This window comes from Microbacterium sp. SA156, assembly GCF_049065455.1.
GTDB lineage: Bacteria > Actinomycetota > Actinomycetes > Actinomycetales > Microbacteriaceae > Microbacterium > Microbacterium barkeri.
Map to the genome: position 1 here is coordinate 22,404 of NZ_JBAKGU010000013.1, position 18,054 is coordinate 40,457.

Genomic DNA, 18,054 nt, shown 5'->3' on the forward strand with positions numbered 1-18,054 from the left:
GAGGATGGACATGACGCAGCCCGTCGACGCGCTCCGCCCGCGCATCCCCGGCTGGGGGATCGAGCTCGAGGACGGATGGCGCGAGGAGCACGAGCTCGACCCGCAGGAACTCGCCGCGCCCTGGGCGCTCGAGGATCGGATGTCCGACCCCGCGCGCGAGCACTCGATCGAGCATCCGCAGCTGCCGCCCGTGTTCGGCACCGCCCAGCCGCTGCACGGGCTCTCGGGCAGGATCCGCCGGATCGCCTACGCACGGTACAGCGAGGGCAAGCTGCGGCACTGGCTGCTGCTCGTGCTCGGCGACCGCGTGGAGTCGATCGGCGCGCACGTGCGCTCGCTCGCGTCGCGCCATCCCGACAACCCGATCACGCAGACGGGCGTGCGGGGAGAGTGGAGCCGGCGCCCCGTCGGGTCGCGCATCGGCCGCGGCCGCATCGACCTCCGCCACGCGTGGATGGACCCGATCATCGTCGTCGGGCCGTGGGTGCTCGCAGGCGTCCTCGCGGTGCGCGCCCTCGGCTCCCTCACGCGGCGCCGGTAACGGCAGCCCAGATCTGCATGTCTCACTCGCCGTCGGTTCGGCGCCCCGATACCCGCCACGAGCGAGACATGCATGCAGGGGTCGGCGTGAGCCGGGCGGCGTGAGCAGGAGCGTGTCTGCAGGGGCGGCGTGAGCAGGGCCGCACTCCCGGCGTGCGGCTACGCCCGCGGCGTCAGGCCGAAGTGCTCCAGCTCGGGCTCCGTGAGCATGCGAGACCGGATGAGGAACCGCATGCCCGTGGGCGACTCGACGCTGAACCCTCCCCCGCGCCCCGGCACGACGTCGATCGTGAGGTGCGTGTACTTCCAGTACTCGAACTGCGACTCCGACATGTAGACCTCGATCGGGTCGTCGAGACCCGCGTCGATCGTCCCGAGCAGCACATCGCCCGTGCCGGTCAGGTACATCCCGACCGGATAGCACATGGGCGACGAGCCGTCGCAGCACCCGCCCGACTGGTGGAACATGAGCGGCCCGTGCTGGGCCGTGAGCGTGCGCAGAAGAGCAGCCGCCGCCTCGGTCACCGCGACCCTGCTGAGCTCCTCGGACATCCCTCCTCCTTCCCTGTGCACCCGCGACGTCGTCGTCGCGGGGATCCGACGCCCGGGCGGGGATTCGGGTCATCCCGCCCGGGCGGATCCGATCGGATCAGAAGAAGCCCATGGGCCCCTCCGCATAGGAGACGAGAAGGTTCTTCGTCTGCTGGTAGTGATCGAGCATACGCAGGTGGTTCTCCCGACCGATACCCGACTGCTTGTAGCCGCCGAAGGCGGCATGCGCCGGGTACTGGTGGTAGGTGTTCGTCCACACCCGCCCTGCTTCGATCGCGCGACCAGCACGGTAGCAGAGGTCGGCACTCCGGCTCCATACCCCCGCGCCGAGGCCGTAGAGGGTGTCGTTCGCGGTCGCGATGGCGTCGTCGTACGTGTCGAAGCCGGTGACCGAGACGACGGGGCCGAAGATCTCCTCCTGGAAGATCCGCATGCTGTTCTGCCCCTCGAACACGGTCGGAGCCACGTAGTACCCGTCCGTGAGGTCGCCGCCGAGGTCGACGCGCTCGCCGCCCGCGAGGACCTTCGCGCCCTCGTCCTTGCCGATCTGGATGTACGACAGGATCTTCTCGAGCTGGTCGTTCGACGCCTGCGCGCCGATCATCGTCTCGGGGTCGAGCGGGTTGCCCTGCCGGATCCTCGAGACGCGGTCGAGCCCATCCGACAGGAACGTGTCGTAGATCGACCGCTGGATGAGCGCGCGCGACGGACACGTGCAGACCTCGCCCTGGTTCAGGGCGAACATCGCGAAGCCCTCCTTCGCCTTCTCGTAGTACGCGTCCTGCGCCGACGCGACGTCCTCGAAGAAGATGTTCGGGCTCTTGCCTCCCAGCTCGAGCGTCACGGGGATGAGGTTCTGCGACGCGTACTGCATGATGAGGCGCCCGGTGGTCGTCTCGCCCGTGAACGCGACCTTGCGGATGCGCTTGTGCGACGCGAGCGGAGCGCCGGCCTCGATGCCGAAGCCGTTCACGATGTTCACGACGCCCGCCGGCAGGAGGTCGCCGATGAGGTCGAAGAGGAACAGGATCGACGCGGGCGTCTGCTCGGCGGGCTTGAGGACGACGCAGTTGCCCGCGGCGAGCGCGGGCGCGAGCTTCCACGTCGCCATGAGGATCGGGAAGTTCCACGGGATGATCTGGCCCACGACGCCGAGCGGCTCGTGGAAGTGGTACGCGACGGTGTTCTCGTCGAGCTGGCTGATCCCGCCCTCCTGCGCACGCAGCACGCCCGCGAAGTAGCGGAAGTGGTCGACCGCGAGCGGGATGTCGGCCGCGAGCGTCTCGCGCACGGGCTTGCCGTTCTCCCACGTCTCGGCGACGGCGATCGCCTCGAGGTTCTGCTCGATGCGGTCGGCGATCCGGTTGAGGATGACGCTGCGCTCGGCGGGGCTCGTGTGCCGCCACGACGCGAACGCCTTCCACGCCGTCTCGACGGCGCGGTCGATGTCCTCGGCGGTGCCGCGGCCGACTTCGCAGAACGGCTTGCCGTTGACGGGCGAGATGTCCTCGAAGTACTCGCCCTTGACCGGGGCGACGAACTCCCCGCCGATGTAGTGGCCGTAGCGAGCGCGGTACTGGGCGACGGAGCCCTTCTCGCCCGGGGCGGCGTAGACGCTCGAGACGCCCTCTTCCACGATGGTCATTGCTGTCTCCTTCGACTGCGCGACGTCGCGGGGATGCCCCCGCGTGGCTGTGCCGTCACGCTACGTCGCCGGAGGTTGCATCGGATTGCGCGCGGGAGGGCTACTCGAGCGCCACGAGCCGCGCGACGACGCCGGCGCGCCGCGGCGACCGGGCCGGGAGCATCCGCAGCACCTGCCGCAGCGCCTCGACGTCGTCGGCGCCCGCCGCGGTGTCGGTGTACGCGAGGAGCACGTCGACGCCGGCCTCCGCGAGGAGCGCCTCCCGCAGGGACGAGCGGATGGTCTCGCGCAGCTCCTCGACGCCCGGTGCCGCCGAGTCGGGCAGCACGTCGCCCCGGTAGGCTGCGAGCGCGACGCGGTGGGCGCCGCGATCGAGGAGCGAGAGCACCTGCTGCGCGTCGGTCTCGATCTCGCCCGCCATCCGATACGGGCGGGACTCGGGGACGAGCGCCGGCGCCGTCCGCTCGAGCAGCTTGCGCAGCCGCACCATCTCGGGCCGCAGCGTGCCGATCGCGGCGGGGTCGCCGTACACGAGCTCGGCGAGCCGCTCTGCCGTGAGCCCCTGACGGTGGGTCGCGAGCATGAGCACGAGCTCGGCGTGGCGCATGCCGAGCTCGACGACGCGCTCGCCGCCGTCTCCGGCGAGGGTGAGCAGCGCGCGATCGCGGCCGAGCACGCTGAGCGTCGCGCGCTGCGCCGTCTCGACGCGTCGACGCGGCTTCCGCGACGGCTCCCTCTGCGCGCGCAGCCGGGCGACCAGGAGCTCGCCCTCGACCGCGCGCGCCGTGGCGTCGACGAGCAGCTGCGCCTGCGGGGTCGCCGCCTCGTCGCCGCCGGTCACGTCGATGACCCCGATGAGGCGGCCGTTCTCGGGGTCTCTGACCGGGGCGGCCGTGCACGACCACGGCTGCACGAAGCGGTTGAAGTGCTCGGCGCCGCGCACCTGCACCGACCTCCCGAGGGCGAGCGCCGTGCCGGGTGCCGCGGTGCCGACCCGGTCCTCGGCCCAGTTCGCGCCCTCGACGAAGCCCATGTGTCCCGTGAGCGCGCGCACGCGGCGGTCGCCCTCGACCCAGAGGAGGCGGCCGGCGGCATCGCCGACCGCGACGACGACGCCCGCCTCGTCGGCCTCGCCGGGGAGGAGGAGCCCGCGGATGAGCGCGAGCGCGCCCGCGAGCGGATGGGCACGCCGGTACTCCTCGAGGGCGGCTCCGGTCAGCTCGAGAGCGGGCAGCGCCTCGGCTCCCACCGCGCTGCCGACGGACCTCCGCCACGACTCCCGCACGAGGGGCCGCACCTGCGCGAGGCGCGGATCCGCGCTGTTGCCGGCGAGGAGCTCATCGTGCGCGCGCTCGACGAGGAGCCGCGAGGCGCGGACGCCCTCGCTGCGCAGCCACGGCGACGACATGGAGCTCCTTCCTCGTCGAGGGAGCGGATGGCCACCAGTGTAGGTCGTCGCGCTGCTGTCGGGGAGGCCCGGTCAGCGCTCGGGCGTCTGCACCGTGAGGAACTCCGACGTGCGGCGCAGCGCGAACCCGAGCTTCTCGTAGGCGCGGACCGCGCCGACGTTGTCGGCCGCCGCATGCAGGAGGGCCCGGTCGCCGCGCTCGCGGATGTGGAAGGCGACATCGAGCACGAGCCGCGACGCGAGACCCTGCCGGCGGTAGGCCTCGTCGGTCGACACGGCGCTGATCTCGGTCCAGCCGGCCGGGTGCAGGCGCTCCCCCGCCATCGCGACGAGGCGGCCATCCCGTCGGACGCCGACGTAGCGGCCGAGCTCGTGCGTGCGCGGCAGGAACGGGCCGGGCTGGTTGCGCTCGACGAGCGCGAGCATGTCGGCGACGTCGCCCGCGCCGAGCTCGACGGCCTCATCGAAGGGCACGGGCGCGAGCCGATCCGTCTCGACGAGCTGGACGCCCGAGCCGCGGCCGAGCTCGGCCCATCCGCTCGGGAGCTCGGGGTCGGCGTTCGAGATCGTGACGGGCGCGCCGGGCCCGAACACGTCGATAAGCGCGTCCCACACGTCGGGGTCGCTCCACGAGCGCACGCCGACGAACGGCGAGACGTCGGCCGGGTAGTGCTTCACAAGCTCGTTGCCGATCGCGAAGTGCGCGTGCGGGCCGGTGAGGGATGACCAGGCCGGGTTGTCGAGGACCGCGTCGTCGACCGCGGGGTCAGCGGGCAGCGGGATGGCCGAGGTCATGGGAGTCCTCCTGTCGAGCGGATGGCGGCACGAGCGGCAACGCGCGATGGCCGCGGACGCTTCCCGACACGCCCGCGGGGTGAGGCGGGGTGAATGCGCGGGCGAAAAAGCGGGGCGAACCTGCAGATCCGCTGTGTGCGGACGGCAGCTGGGCAGAAGTCCCCATAGGGTCGAAGGCGGGGTTGGGGAATCTCGGCGTGCTCGCACGCCCATGCGATCGTTCGGTCTGGGGCCGACGGTCATCTCGGCTTGGCGCCGTGCGCTCTGGAGCGCGCCGTGTCTCCTGCCCTCTCGAAAAAGAGGCTGTCTGGGGAGGCACCGGTGAAAACGGAGACACCGACGTTCGGCGTGCGCGGAAGGCGCCGTGACGGACGACGACGCAGGACGCGACGCGGCGCGATGGCCGTCATCACGACGCTCGTCGCAGGGCTTGTCGGAGCGACGGGCGCGCTCGTCGTCGCGGAGCCCGCTGCGGCGACGTATGCGGAGGGCGGATCGGGCCGGCACATCGGCGCCATCGACTGGATCGAATGGGGCGCGAGCGGCGCTCCGATCACGAACGGGACGACCGCGACGAGCACGCGCGACATCGCGGGCCAGGAGCTCACGACGACGTGCACGATCACGGATGTCGTCGGCAGCGTCGCGGCGTACCGCTCGGGCGACTACAGCGGCGACTCGCTCGACGACCTGTACAACATCGGCGGCGCGGGCTCCGCGAACCAGATGGTGTACGGCCTCGTGAACCGCGACAACGGCGCGACGGTGAGCTTCCACTTCTCGTGCGAGACGCGCCTGAACGGCGCCCTCGTGCCGCTCGGCGGCCTCGTCGTCGCCGATGCGGAGTCGAGCAACCGGAGCCAGGGCGAGTACGTCCAGGCCAAGCCCGACGAGGCCGCCACGACCTGGCGCGTGATCGAGCGGGCGCGCAGCTGCGACACGAACGTGCTGGCGACCCTCGCCACCGACAAGACCCTGCGCCTGCACCCCGATGCCGAGCAGTGCTCCTCGCGACAGCGGGGTGGCAGCGGCCCGATGGCGATCGGCTACATGGACGGCGCGACCGGCGCCGCCGTGACGGTCAAGGGCGGCGGCAAGAGCGCCGTCGCGCTCGGCGTCGTCCTCGAGGCCGACTTCGGCGACGCCCCCGAGAGCTACGGCGCTGCCGGCGCCCTCTTCGAGCGCGCCTGGACCGGCGGCGAGGTGCCGGTGGGTGAGACGAACGTCTCCTCGTCGTCGTTCGCGCTGGCGACCCAGAGCCAGCCGCGCACGCGCCTCGGCGCGATCGTCGACTCGGACAACGGCCACCAGTTCAGCGCGGCCGCCGACGCGGACGACCGCACCGCCCAGGCCGATGAGGACGCGGTGGCCGCGATCGGATCGATCGATGTGACGCCCGGGGAGCCCTACGTGATCGAGGACGTGTCCTGCACCGGGCCCGGGTTCGTCGCGGCCTGGATCGACTGGAACCGCAACGGCGCCTTCGACGACGGCGAGCGCTCCAGAGCGGTCGAGTGCGTCGGCTCGTCCGTCGACCTGGCATGGACCGTGCCGATGGACGCGCAGGACGGCGCGAGCTTCGCGCGCATCCGCATCGCCCAGACGGCGGATGGCGTCGCCTCGCCCGTGGGGATGACGACGACGGGCGAGGTCGAGGACCACGCGCTCTCGATCGCCCTGCCCCACCTCGCGATCGAGAAGATCTCGGACGCGACCGCGGACACGCGCCCTGGCGACACGGTCACTTACACGGTCCGCGCGCGGAACACGGGAGCCACCGCGTACACCGACGCGTACCCGGCCGTCGTCTTCGACGACCTCTCGGGCGTGCTGGACGATGCCGCGTACAACGACGACGCGCGAGCCGACCGCGAGGGCGACCTCGCCTACGCCGAGCCGCTGCTGTCGTGGACCGGGCCCCTCGCCGCGGGCGACGCCGTCGAGATCACCTACACGACCACGGTGAAGGCCGGCGGAGACGGCACCGCGCGCAACGTCGCGTGGGAGCCGAACGACCCCGAGAACCCGGCGACCCCGAGCTGCGACCCCGCCGACGGCGGCGTCGACCCGACGACGGGCGAGCCCTGCGCGGAGGCCGTGCACCTGCTCCCGAAGCTGAAGGTCGTGAAGACCGCGGTCACCGAGGAGCTCCCCGCCGTCGGCGAGACCGCGACATTCCGCATCGAGCTCACGAACGTGGGCCCCGGCGCCTTCACGGCCGAGGAGCCCGCGCGCGTCGAGGACGACCTCGTCGACGTGCTCGACGACGCGGTCTTCGGCACCGCGACGTCCGATGTCGACCCGCAGCCCGTCTTCGACGGCGAGCGCTATCTCACGTGGCAGGGCGCTCTCGCGTCGGGCCGGACGGTGACGATCGAGTACACGGTCGACTTCCGAGGCACGGGCGACAACGTCCTGCGCAACACCGCGTGCGTGCCCGAGGCCGACACCGCGTCCGGCGCACCGAGCTGCGACTTCGCGCAGATCCCGGCGGCGAACCTCACGTGGTGGAAGACCGTCAAGACGGACGACGACCCCGTCGTCGCCGGCTCGACGCTCGAGTACACGCTGTGGTTCGCGAACGACGGCGAGGCCGATGCGACCGTCGACGCGGTCGACCACCTCGTGCACGTGCTCGACGACGCCAGGGTCACCGTCGAGCCGTCGTCCGACACGCTCACAGTCGTGCGCGACGGCGACCGCATCGCCATCACGGGCACGGTCCCTCCCGGCGCCACGGTGCCGGTGCGGTACACCGTGACCGTGAAGCCGGATGGGCAGCGCGGCGACGACATCGCGGCGAACTTCCTCCTGCCCGCGGGCGAGGAGCCGCCGACCGAGCCCGTGTGCGAGCCCGACGCCGCGCGCTTCCCCGACTGCACGACGACGCCCATCGCGGCCGTCGAGTACGCGAAGTCGGTGACCGCGTCGACCGATCCGGTCGGCGAGGGCACGGTGCTCACCTACGAGATCACCGTCACGGGCACGGGCGAGACGACCGCGCCCGTCGCCCGTGAGGACGACCTCTCGGGCGTGCTCGACGACGCCGATCTGACGACCCAGCCGTCGTCCGACACGGAGTCGGTCACGGTGACCGAGGTGCAGGACGGCCGCTTCGCGATCGGCGGCACGATCGGCGCGGGCAAGACCGCGACGATCACCTACACGGTCACCGTCAGGGCCGCCGCCGAACGCGGCGACCACCGCGCCGACAACTTCCTCATGGCGCCGGGTGAGACCCCGAGCACCTCGTGCGAGAGCGGCGACGACTGCACGTCGACCCCCATGCCCGCGATCTCGGCCGCCAAGTCGGCCGATCCGGCGACGGGCGAGACGGTCGTCGCGGGCCAGCGCGTGACCTACACGCTCGAGTTCCGCAATGACGGCACGGCGGCCGGGGGCGTCGACTACGTCGACGACCTGTCCGGTGTGCTCGATGACGCGGCCCTCGTCGACGACCCGTCCTCCGCGGTGCTCGACGCGGTGATCGACGGAGACGCTCTGCGCGTGTCGGGCACGCTCGAGCCGCGCCAGGTCACGACCGTCGCGTACACGGTCGAGGTCGGGCAAGATGGCGCGCGCGGCGACAACCGCCTCGCCAACGTCCTCGCGCCGAGCGACCTCGAGGAGCCGTCGTGCGACGACGCCCTCGTGTCGTGCACCGAGCACCCCGTTCCCGAGCTCGCCTCGTGGAAGTCGGTCGAGGCATCCGCGACGCCCGTCGCCGCGGGAACCGAGCTGACCTACACGCTCCACTTCGAGAACACGGGCGAGGCGCCCGCGAGCGTCGACGAGGTCGACCACCTCGTCCACGTGCTCGACGACGCCGACGTGACCGTCGAGCCGACCGCGGGAGCCCTCACGGCCATCCGCGACGGCGACACGATCGCGATCACGGGCGAGGTGGCACCGCGCTCGGTCGAGACCGTCATGTACACGGTGACCGTGAAGGCCGACGGCGAGCGCGGCGACGACATCGCCGCGAACTTCCTGCTGCCGGCGGGCGAGGAGCCGCCGACCGAGCCGACGTGTCAGCCGGCCGACGGCGAGCACCCCGACTGCACGGTGACGCCCATCGGGCGCCTGCTCACCGGCAAGGCCGTCGAGGCGTCGTCCGACCCGATCGTGACCGGCACGGAGCTCACCTACACCCTGACGTTCGACAACCAGGGCGAGGGCCCCGCGACCGTCGCGCACATCGACCGCCTGGCCGACGTGCTCGACGACGCCACGCTCAGCGAGGCCCCGGTGGCCTCCGATGACGCGCTGCAGGTGACCGAGGTGCTGAACGGCGCCTTCGCGATCACCGGCGAGCTCGCGGCCGGCCAGGTCGTGACCGTGCGCTACACGGTCGTCGTCAACGCCGAGGGCGAGCGCGGGAACGACGTCGCGGCGAACTTCCTCGTGCCCTCGGGTGAGGAGCCGCCGGCGACGTGCGACGGGGCCGACTGCACCGTGACGCCCATCGGCCGCATCACGGCCGAGAAGTCGGCCGACCCGGCATCGGACACGGCCGTCGACGCGGGCGACCGCGTGACGTACACGCTGTCGTTCGCGAACGACGGCCAGGCCGCGACCGCGGTCGACTGGACCGACTCGCTCGCCGACGTGCTGGACGACGCCGAGCTCGTCGAGGGTCCGACGGCGGATGGCCTCACGGCCGTCCTCGACGGTGACGTGCTGCACGTCACGGGAACGCTGGACACGGAGGCCACGGCCACGGTGACCTACACGGTCGAGGTGCGCCCGTATGACGAGCAGGGCGATCACACGCTGGCGAACCACCTCACCCGGACGGGCGAGGAGCCGCCGGCCGTGTGCGACCCCGACTCGCGCCTGTGCACGGAGCACCCGACGGTGACGCCGACGCCCGAGCCCACCCCGGAGCCCACTCCGACCGACCCGGCACCCGAGCCCACGCCCGAGCCGACCCCCACGGACCCGGCACCCGAGCCCACGCCCGAGCCGACCCCGACGGACCCGGCACCCGAGCCCACGCCCGAGCCGACCCCGACGGACCCGGCACCCGAGCCCACGCCCGAGCCGACCCCGACGGACCCGGCACCTCAGCCGACGCCGGAGCCGATGCCGACGGACCCGGCACCCGAGCCCACGCCCGAGCCGAGCGAACCGGCAGAGCCCGAGCCGACGGACCCGGCGCCTCAGCCGAGCGAGCCCGCGGAGCCGGAGCCGAGCGAGCCCGCGGAGCCCGCGCCATCCGACCCCGCCGACCCCGCGCCGAGTGCGCCGGCGGACCCGACACCGGCCCCGCAGCCAGAAGACGACGGCTCGCTGTCGCCCACGGGCGTGTCGATCACGGTGGGTGCGCTTCTGGCGGCGCTCGTCGCCGCGGCGGGCGGTGCGGCCCTGATGGTCGTCCGCCGTCGTCGCGAGCGCGACGCGGCCTGACCCGATGAGAGACGGCCGGTCATCCGCAAGGATGGCCGGCCGTCTCTCTGTCTGCCACGGTGGCCCGCCCCGCGAGTCGCCGCGAGACGCGGCGACACCAGCCTCATTCCTGGGGCAGCGCCAGCCGCCACGCGGTCGCCGACACCCCCGGCTCAGCCGACACGGCGTAGTGCTCCCCCTCCGCGGGATACGCACGCAGGGTGACGGATGCGCGTCCCCGCGGGTGCACCTCGACGATCGACGCGTCGATGAGAATGCGCACGTCGTCACCCTCGAGCTCGCCCCGCCACACGACCTGGTCGCCCAGGCGCAGGTCGGCCGCCCCCTCCCCCGAGAGCCGGACCTCCGCCTGATCCGGGAGCGCTGCGGGGTCGACCTCCTGGGCCCGGAGCGCGTCGAGCTCGCGTGCGGGTGCGAGCTCGACGTCGTCGCCGCGCACGCTCAGCTCGCGCGGGAACGTGAGCAGCCCCGACCATCCCTGCGCGTCGCTGTCCTCCTGGGTGCGCGCACGGGCGCCGTCCTCCGCGACCTCCTGCGCCCATCCCCACAGGAGCACGCGGTCGCCGTGCTCATCCTGCACGGCTTGCGGCGCATAGAACGCCGCCCCCTCGTCGAGGATCCCCGAAGCGCGCCCGCGGAACGCGGGCAGGCCCGAGGCGGGATCGATGTCGAGCGCGCCGATGATGTAGCCGACACCGAGATGAGGCTGGCCGTCGCGCCACAGCGACACGAGCACGACCCAGTCGTCGCCGCTGCGCACGAGCTGGGGGCACTCCCAGCCTTCGCACGCCGGCAGCTGCGCCGCCACCTCGTCCTCCGAGGTGAGCAGGAAACCGTGCTCCTCCCACGCGTCGAGGTCGTCGGCGGCATAGAGCAGTAGCGCGCCTCGATCCCCCGCGAGACCCGATCCCTGCAGGGCCCAGCGGCGGCCGCCGAGCTCGAAGAGGAACGGATCCCGCACCATCCTGATCGCGGGGTCGGCCGGCATCCGTGCCGCGACGTGTCCGGTCTGCTCCCACGTCTCGGCGTCGGAAGATCCGCGCGCGATCACGACCTCCGAGCGACCGTCGAAGCCGACGACCCCCGAGTAGATCGCGGTCGGGACGCCGTCGTCGAGCGCGCCGACGCCGCTGAAGCAGCCGGCGGCATCGGGCCCGCCCTCCTGCGGGCGCAGGGCGATCGGATGCTCGTCCCACCGCAGCAGGTCGGGCGAGCTCACGTGGCCCCAGCAGATGAGCTCGTGCCGCGCCGAATCGGGGTTGTACTGGAAGAACAGGTGCCACCGCCCCTCCGTGAAGAGGATGCCGTTGGGGTCGTTCACCCAACCGCGCGCGGGGCGGGGGTGAAGCCGCGGGAAGCTTCGATCGGGGTGGTCGACGGCCGGGGCGAGGATGTCCGACATGGGGTCCTTTCGTGAGGGGGTGACGCGCGGCTTCCCGCAGGACGCGGGACGACCGTGCGGAGCTGCTACTTGCCCGCGCCGGCCGTAAGGCCCTCGCGAAGCGGCTTCTGGCCGAAGATGAACACGAGCAGCGCGGGGATCATCGAGAGCACGACGCCTGCGAGGACGGTCGCGATCGAACCGGTGCCGAGGTTGCCCTGGAGCGTGACGAGCCCGAGCGGGAGCGTGAAGTTCTGCTCGCTGATCGTGAGGATGAGCGGGCGGAAGAACTCGTTCCAGTGGTAGTTGAACGCGAGGATCCCGACGATCGCGAGACCCGGTGCCGCGAGCGGCAGGTAGACCCCGAAGAAGACGCGCCACGGCCCGGCGCCGTCGATCTCGGCGGCCTCCGCGAGCTCGGGCGGGAGCCCCATGAAGTACTGCCGCATGAGGAACGTCCCGAACGCGGTCGGCAGCATCGGCACGATCAGCGCGAGGAGCGTGTCGGCCAGGCCCATGCCGCGGATCAGCATGAACACGGGCACGATCGTGACCTGCATCGGCACCATCATCGTGGCGAGGATGAGCGCGAAGAGGACCTTCTTGCTGCGGAACTCGAACCGCGCGAACACGTAGCCCGCCATCGCGGCGGTGAGCATCTGCCCGGCCGCGATGAGCAGCGTGACGAGCGCGCTGTTCCAGGTGTAGAGCCAGACGGGGATCTGCGCGAAGACGTCGGCGAAGGCGCCGAGGCCGAACTCGGTCTCGTTCGTCTCCGGGTTCGACGGCGTGAGCGCCGTGATGAGCGTCCAGACGACCGGGGCGAGCGTGAAGAACGCGGCGATGACGAGCACCGCGTACTTTCCGACCTGGGCGAGGGCCTGCCGCGGGGAGCGGGCTTCAACTGCGTGGATGGACATCGTCGTTCCTCATCCGTAGAAGACGTAGCGCTTGCTGAGCTGGAACTGCACGAGCGTCACCAGCATGATCAGGACGGTCAGCACGATGCCGATCGCGGAGGCGAGCCCGAACTCGAGCTGCTGGAAGGCGGATTCGTAGATCACCATGACTGCGGTGCGGGTCTCGTCGCCCGGTCCGCCGCGCGTGAGCACGTACGGCTGGTCGAAGATCTGCAGCGCGTTGATGATCGCCATGACCGAGGCGACGAGCATCGTCGGGCTCACGAGCGGAAGCGTGATCTGGCGGAACTGCGTCCACCCGGTCGCGCCGTCGAGCGAGGACGCCTCGTAGACCTCCTTCGGAATGGCCGAGACGCCGCCGAGGAAGAGCAGGAACGTGAAGCCGAAGTTCTGCCAGACGTAGACGAGCAGGACGACGATCTTCGCGCCGAATCCCGTCGTGAGCCATCCGATGTTGGCGACCCCGAACCATCCGAGCACCTGGTTCACGAGTCCGAACTCCTGGTTGAACAGGTAGGCCATGACGAGCGAGACGGACGCCGCGGAGAGGATGAGCGGGAAGAAGAGGGATGAGCGGAAGAACGTCCGCAGCCAGCTCGGCATCTTCGACTGGACGAGCACGGCGAGAAAGAGGGCGACCGCGAGCTGGAGCAGCACCGCGACGACGACGAAGCCGATCGTGTTGAGGAACGACACGCGCACGGTCGGATCGGCGGCGAGCTCGACGAAGTTGTCCACGCCGACGAACTCGGGGGCCGTGATGACGTCCCAGCGGAAGAAGGCGAGAAGGAACGACCCGACGATCGGGATGAAGCTGAACAGGCCCAGGCCGATGACGGTGGGCGCGAGGAAGACCCAGATGAGCAGGCGACTGCCCTTCTTGGCCGTGGCCTCGGGGCGAACGCCCTTCACGCCCCGAGGGAGGACGGCCGCGCGCGTGCTCGGCGGCGGAGTGACGACGGTGGACATCAGCGTCCCTTCAGTGCGAGTTCGAGGTCGCGCTGCATCGTCTCGAGTCCGCGGCGCACGCCGCCGGGCCCGTTCGTGATCGTCGAGACGACGTTCTTGATGAGCGCGGATTCCACAGCGGCCTGCTGCGGCGGAGCGGGCATGGGCCCAGTGTCGGGATGGCGGTCGAGGGTGTCGTAGAACACCTCCCAGTGCTTCGGTCCGATCTCGCCGCCGTACAGCTCGGCGTTCAGGGTGCGGCGCGGCAGCGACGAGTCGGGCTTCTGGTGGGCGAGCGCCATGCCCTCGGTCGAGATGCAGTACTTGAGCCACTCCCACGCCTCGTCCTTGCGGGGCGACGTCTGCATGATGGCGTACCCACCCGCGCCGAACTGGTGGCGCTGGCTGCGCATCCGGGGGAAGTACGTGACGTCGTACTCGTCGTTCGCGAAGCCCGCGTCATGCAGACCCTGCACCCAGAACCCGCCGGCCGGCGTCATCCCGACCGAGCCGCGGGCGAAGAGCGAGACGAGCTCGTTGCCGCCGCCCTGCGCGGGGTTCGCCGCGATGCCCTCGCCGACCATCCGCTGCAGCACCTCGAAGCTCTCGATCGTGCGCTCGTTCAGCGCGTCGGCGTTCTGCCACAGATAGCCGCCGCCGCGCGGCGCCTCGCCGGGGTAGAACCGCGACCAGAGCCAGTCGCCACCCGGCGCCTTCTCCTCGGTGAGGAAGCTCGCGTCGTTGACGTATAGCCACGGCACGACGCCGCCCCACAGGCGGTTGTTCCAGAAGTACGGGAGGAAGCTCCCCTCGGCCGAGTCCTTCATCGTGCGCGCGACGGTGAAGAAGTCGTCGACCGTCCAGTCGTCGCGCGGTCGCTCGAGACCCGCCCGCTCGAACGCAGCCGTGTTGTAGTACACGTTCGCGGCGTTGAAGTTGTCGGGCAGCTGGAAGAGGCTCCCCTTGTACATGAACGACTCGATGAGCGAGGGATGGACGTCGTCGAAGTACTCCTGGAGGTCGGCGGCGTCACGCTGGACGTAGTCGTCGATCGGGTGGGCGAGCCGCTCGGCGAAGAGCTGCGTGCCTTCGGTCGCGACCGACACGACGTCGGGCGGGTTGCCGGCGGCGACCATCGTGAGGATCTTCGCGAAGAAGTTGCTCCAGTCCTGGCCCTGGACCGCGACGATGCGGACGGTGATGCCGGGATGGAGACGCTGGAAGCCCTCGACGAGCGACTGGCGGGCGGCCGCGTCCTGGGCGGTCCCGAAGAGGGCGACGGTGAGCGCGTCGTCGCCGCGACCGGGGATGTCGGCACCGGTCAGGCGCGGCCAGGAGATCGCCGTGCCGGCGATCCCGAGGCCGAGCAGGGCGAGCGCAGCCCTGCGACTCAGTTCAACCACGTTGTTGCTCCTGCGGATGGGGCCACGGCGGCTCGCGCGAGCCGATCGTGTGCCGTGAAATGGAGTGCTGAATGCGTTCAGCAGATGCACCGTAGCATGGTCGGGAACCGTGCGCGAGGGATATGCTGAAACAATTCAGCAACGGGCGTCGGTGAGGACGCAGCGAGGAGTGCCATGCCGAAGCAGAGCCGCCGCGCCACGCTCGCGGACGTCGCCGAGCGCGCGGGCATGTCGAAGGCCGCCGTGAGCATGATCCTCAACGACCGGCCGGGCTCGAGGCTCTCCGCCGCCGCGGCGGATCGCGTGCGGGCGGCCGCAGCCGAGCTCGATTACCGCCCGAATCCGGCTGCCCGTGTGCTCCGCCGCGGCAGGACCCAGACGATCGGATTCATCTCGGATCAGGTCACGCTGACGCGTCAGGCCTCGGGGCTCATCGGCGGAGCGCTCGAGGTCGCCAAGGCGCACGAGCACACCGTGCTCATCGCCGAGACCGGCGGTGGCGACGGTGCCCTCGCCGACGCGTTCGAGACGATGATCGACCACCGCGTCGACGGCATCCTCATCGGGCTCATGGGTGCGCGCATGATCGACCTGCCGGAGACCTCGACGAACGTGCCCGTGGCGATCGTGAACGGGCGATCGTCCTCGGATCATCCGAGCGTTCTGCCCGATGAGCGCGCAGCGGGGTACGCCGTGGCGCGGCGCCTTCTGGACGCGGGGCACCGGAGGATCGGCCTCGTCGGCGACCTGCCGGATGAGATCGTGTCGGACCTCCGGCGAAGCGCGACCATCGCGCTGCGCTTCGACGGCATCCAGCGCGCGTTCGACGAGGCGGGGGTCGTCCCGACGCGCGTGGACATCGCCGACTGGCAGCCAGCGCTCGGCTACGACGCCGCGGCGGCGCTTCTCTCGCGGGAACCCGGCCTCACGGCGATCCTCGCGTCGAACGACGCGGTCGCGCTCGGGGTCTACCAGGTGCTCCTCGAGCGCGGTCGCCGGATCCCCGATGACGTCTCGGTGATCTCGTTCGACGACGAGGTGCTCGCGGGCTACCAGCGACCAGGGCTCACCACCGCGCGGCTCCCCTACCCCGAGATCGGCGCCCTCGGCGCCTCGATGATCCTCGGCGAGCGCGAGCTCGGCCACGAGCTCGTGCCCATGCCGCTCATCGAGCGGGAGTCGGTGGGGCCGCCGCGGCCCTGACGTCTCCCCTGCTACCGTCCCCTCATGTCGCGGACCGTGATCCTCGTCGAGGGCGAGAGCGACCGCGCGGCGCTGCAGGCCGCGGCGGTGGCCCTGCGCCGCCCGCTCTCGGCCGAGATCGTCGTCATGTACGGCATCACGAACCTCCTGCGTCACCTTGAAGAGCACGCGGCCGACCGCGTCGTCGTGCTCTACGACGCGCCCGAGCACCACCGTGTCGAGCGCGCGCTCGCGCATTCGTCGGCGCAGCCATCCGCTCTCTTCGCGTGCGAGCGCGATCTCGAGGAGGAGCTGATCCGCGCCTCGGGAGCCGATCGCGTGCTCGCCGTCATTGAGGCGGAGGGCGACCTGCCCGCGTGGCGCGCACTGCGCGGTCAGCCCTTCCACCGCGAGCACCCCGTCGAGGAGGTGCTTCACCGCTTCATGGGGTCGATCGGCGGGCGCAAGCTCCGCTACGCCTCCGCTCTCGTCGCGATCCTCCGCCCCGACGAGCTGCCCCGACCGCTCGTAGAGGTCATCCAGGCGGCGAGTGAATCACGGTGATTCAGCCGCCGAGCGTGATCAGGTCGTCATCGCTCAGCGCGACGCGCGAGGCCGCGAGGTTCTCCTCCAGATGGCGGATGGACGTGGTCCCGGGGATCGGGACGACGTTCGCAGAGCGACGGAGGAGCCAGGCGATCGCCACCTGGCCGGGCAGGACGCCGTTCCTGCGCGCGACCTCGTCGAGCGTTCCGGAGGCGCGCGTGTGGGCGCCGACCGCGAGCGGGAAGAACGGCACGAACGCGATACCGCGTGCAGCCGTGTTGTCCACCACGGGGTCGTGATCGCGCGCGCCCACGTTGTAGAGGTTCTGAACGGCGGCGATCGACGCGACCGCGAGGGCCTCGTCGATCTCGGCGACCGACACCTCGGACAGGCCGATGTGCCGGATCTTGCCCTCGGCGCGCAGCTCGGCGAGAGCCCCGACCTGGTCGCTGACGGGGTACGCCGGGTCGAGGCGGTGGAGGCTGACGAGATCGATCCGGTCGAGACGGAGCCGTCGGAGCGAGAGCTCGACCTGCTGACGGAGGTAGGCGGGATGCCCCAGGGGGACCCACTCCTCCGGCGATGGCCTGAGGTTGCCGACCTTGGTTCCGATCACGAGATCCTCGCCATAGGGGTGCAGGGCCCGGGCGATCAGCTCCTCGTTCTCGCCCAGGGCATAGGAATCGGCCGTGTCGATGAACTGCACCCCGAGCTCGACGGCCCGGCGAAGCACAGCGACGGCAGCAGCCGGATCAGCGGGTGCCCGCCAGATCCGCGCTCCGGCCTGGGTGCCGTCGCCGGTCGCGTCCGTGAGCCTCATCGCGCCGAACCCGATCCGGCGGATGGCGAGGTCGCCTCCGAGCGGGAAGGTTTCCGTCAGGGCAGCGGTTGCGTCGTGTGTCGTGGTCATGGGGCGACCGTAGGACCTGACATCAGTGTCAGATGCAAGAGGAGATCGACATGGAGCGTCTCGATGTGATCGGGATCGGCGAGCTGGCGGAGCGCACGCGCTCGAGCGTCCGCTCGATCCGCTACTACGAGCAGCAGGGCCTGATCACCTCGGTTCGCACCGCGGCGGGGCACCGCCGCTTCGATCGCGCCTCCGTCGAGACGGTGCTCCGCATCCGGCGTCTGCTCGACGCCGGCCTGCCGCTCGCGATCGTCGCGAAGATCCTGCCCTGCTTCATCGGCGATGGCGTCAGACTCGACGCGTGCGTCGCCGACTACCTGCGCGAGCATCTCGCGTCCATCGACGAGCGCATCGAGACGCTCGACCATCAGCGCGAGACGATCGAAGGGCTGCGACGACTCGTCGCAGTGTGACG

14 protein-coding genes are annotated in these 18,054 nt (G+C 71.3%); 5 read left to right on the forward strand and 9 right to left on the reverse strand.

Going from position 1 to position 18,054, the window contains the following annotated elements:
- The first annotated feature begins 10 nt into the window (after positions 1-10).
- Positions 11-541, forward strand: a complete 531-nt coding sequence (locus ACOWU6_RS12745) for a hypothetical protein (protein ID WP_421075909.1) — start codon at positions 11-13, stop codon at positions 539-541.
- 158 nt (positions 542-699) lie between these two features.
- Here ACOWU6_RS12745 and ACOWU6_RS12750 read toward each other — a convergent pair whose 3' ends face one another.
- From ACOWU6_RS12750 to ACOWU6_RS12765, 4 genes are all read right to left on the reverse strand, one after another.
- Complete coding sequence (locus tag ACOWU6_RS12750; protein WP_271174110.1) at positions 700-1,092, reverse strand: DUF779 domain-containing protein; 393 nt, start codon at positions 1,090-1,092, stop codon at positions 700-702.
- Between the two features lie 97 nt (positions 1,093-1,189).
- Positions 1,190-2,737, reverse strand: a complete 1,548-nt coding sequence (locus ACOWU6_RS12755) for an aldehyde dehydrogenase family protein (protein ID WP_271174111.1) — start codon at positions 2,735-2,737, stop codon at positions 1,190-1,192.
- 100 nt (positions 2,738-2,837) lie between these two features.
- The gene (locus ACOWU6_RS12760) at positions 2,838-4,145 is read right to left on the reverse strand and encodes a GAF domain-containing protein (protein ID WP_421075910.1); all 1,308 of its coding nucleotides are present in this window, start codon (positions 4,143-4,145) and stop codon (positions 2,838-2,840) included.
- 72 nt (positions 4,146-4,217) lie between these two features.
- Entirely contained in the window at positions 4,218-4,940 is a 723-nt protein-coding gene (locus ACOWU6_RS12765; RefSeq protein ID WP_421075911.1) for a GNAT family N-acetyltransferase, read from the reverse strand.
- 399 nt (positions 4,941-5,339) lie between these two features.
- Here ACOWU6_RS12765 and ACOWU6_RS12770 point away from each other — a divergent pair, with 399 nt between their 5' ends.
- Positions 5,340-10,349 carry a CshA/CshB family fibrillar adhesin-related protein gene (locus tag ACOWU6_RS12770; RefSeq protein WP_421075912.1) on the forward strand — a complete coding sequence of 1,670 codons (5,010 nt, stop codon included), beginning with the start codon at positions 5,340-5,342 and terminating at the stop codon, positions 10,347-10,349.
- Between the two features lie 103 nt (positions 10,350-10,452).
- Here the strand turns inward: ACOWU6_RS12770 and ACOWU6_RS12775 are convergent, their stop codons facing one another.
- From ACOWU6_RS12775 to ACOWU6_RS12790, 4 genes are all read right to left on the reverse strand, one after another.
- On the reverse strand, positions 10,453-11,751 hold the full coding sequence (locus tag ACOWU6_RS12775) for a glycoside hydrolase family 32 protein (RefSeq protein WP_421075913.1): 1,299 nt from the start codon (positions 11,749-11,751) through the stop codon (positions 10,453-10,455).
- Positions 11,752-11,816: 65 nt separating this feature from the next.
- Positions 11,817-12,650, reverse strand: coding sequence for a carbohydrate ABC transporter permease (locus ACOWU6_RS12780; protein WP_421075914.1), 834 nt, complete (start codon positions 12,648-12,650; stop codon positions 11,817-11,819).
- Between the two features lie 9 nt (positions 12,651-12,659).
- The gene (locus ACOWU6_RS12785; RefSeq protein ID WP_271174117.1) at positions 12,660-13,619 is read right to left on the reverse strand and encodes a carbohydrate ABC transporter permease; all 960 of its coding nucleotides are present in this window, start codon (positions 13,617-13,619) and stop codon (positions 12,660-12,662) included.
- The gene (locus ACOWU6_RS12790) at positions 13,619-15,001 is read right to left on the reverse strand and encodes an ABC transporter substrate-binding protein (protein ID WP_282979890.1); all 1,383 of its coding nucleotides are present in this window, start codon (positions 14,999-15,001) and stop codon (positions 13,619-13,621) included. Before ACOWU6_RS12790 ends, ACOWU6_RS12785 begins: the two co-directional genes overlap by 1 nt.
- A gap of 174 nt (positions 15,002-15,175) precedes the next feature.
- On the opposite strand from ACOWU6_RS12790, the gene ACOWU6_RS12795 reads away from it, so the two are divergent.
- Both ACOWU6_RS12795 and ACOWU6_RS12800 read left to right on the forward strand, forming a co-directional pair.
- A complete protein-coding gene (locus ACOWU6_RS12795) occupies positions 15,176-16,204 on the forward strand; it encodes a LacI family DNA-binding transcriptional regulator (RefSeq protein WP_421075915.1) in 1,029 nt (342 codons plus the stop codon).
- Positions 16,205-16,228: 24 nt separating this feature from the next.
- A complete protein-coding gene (locus ACOWU6_RS12800) occupies positions 16,229-16,747 on the forward strand; it encodes an ATP-dependent endonuclease (protein ID WP_421075916.1) in 519 nt (172 codons plus the stop codon).
- Between the two features lies 1 nt (position 16,748).
- Here the strand turns inward: ACOWU6_RS12800 and ACOWU6_RS12805 are convergent, their stop codons facing one another.
- A complete protein-coding gene (locus ACOWU6_RS12805) occupies positions 16,749-17,639 on the reverse strand; it encodes an aldo/keto reductase (protein WP_421075917.1) in 891 nt (296 codons plus the stop codon).
- Between the two features lie 50 nt (positions 17,640-17,689).
- On the opposite strand from ACOWU6_RS12805, the gene ACOWU6_RS12810 reads away from it, so the two are divergent.
- A complete protein-coding gene (locus ACOWU6_RS12810) occupies positions 17,690-18,052 on the forward strand; it encodes a MerR family transcriptional regulator (RefSeq protein ID WP_421075918.1) in 363 nt (120 codons plus the stop codon).
- Positions 18,053-18,054: the final 2 nt, after the last annotated feature.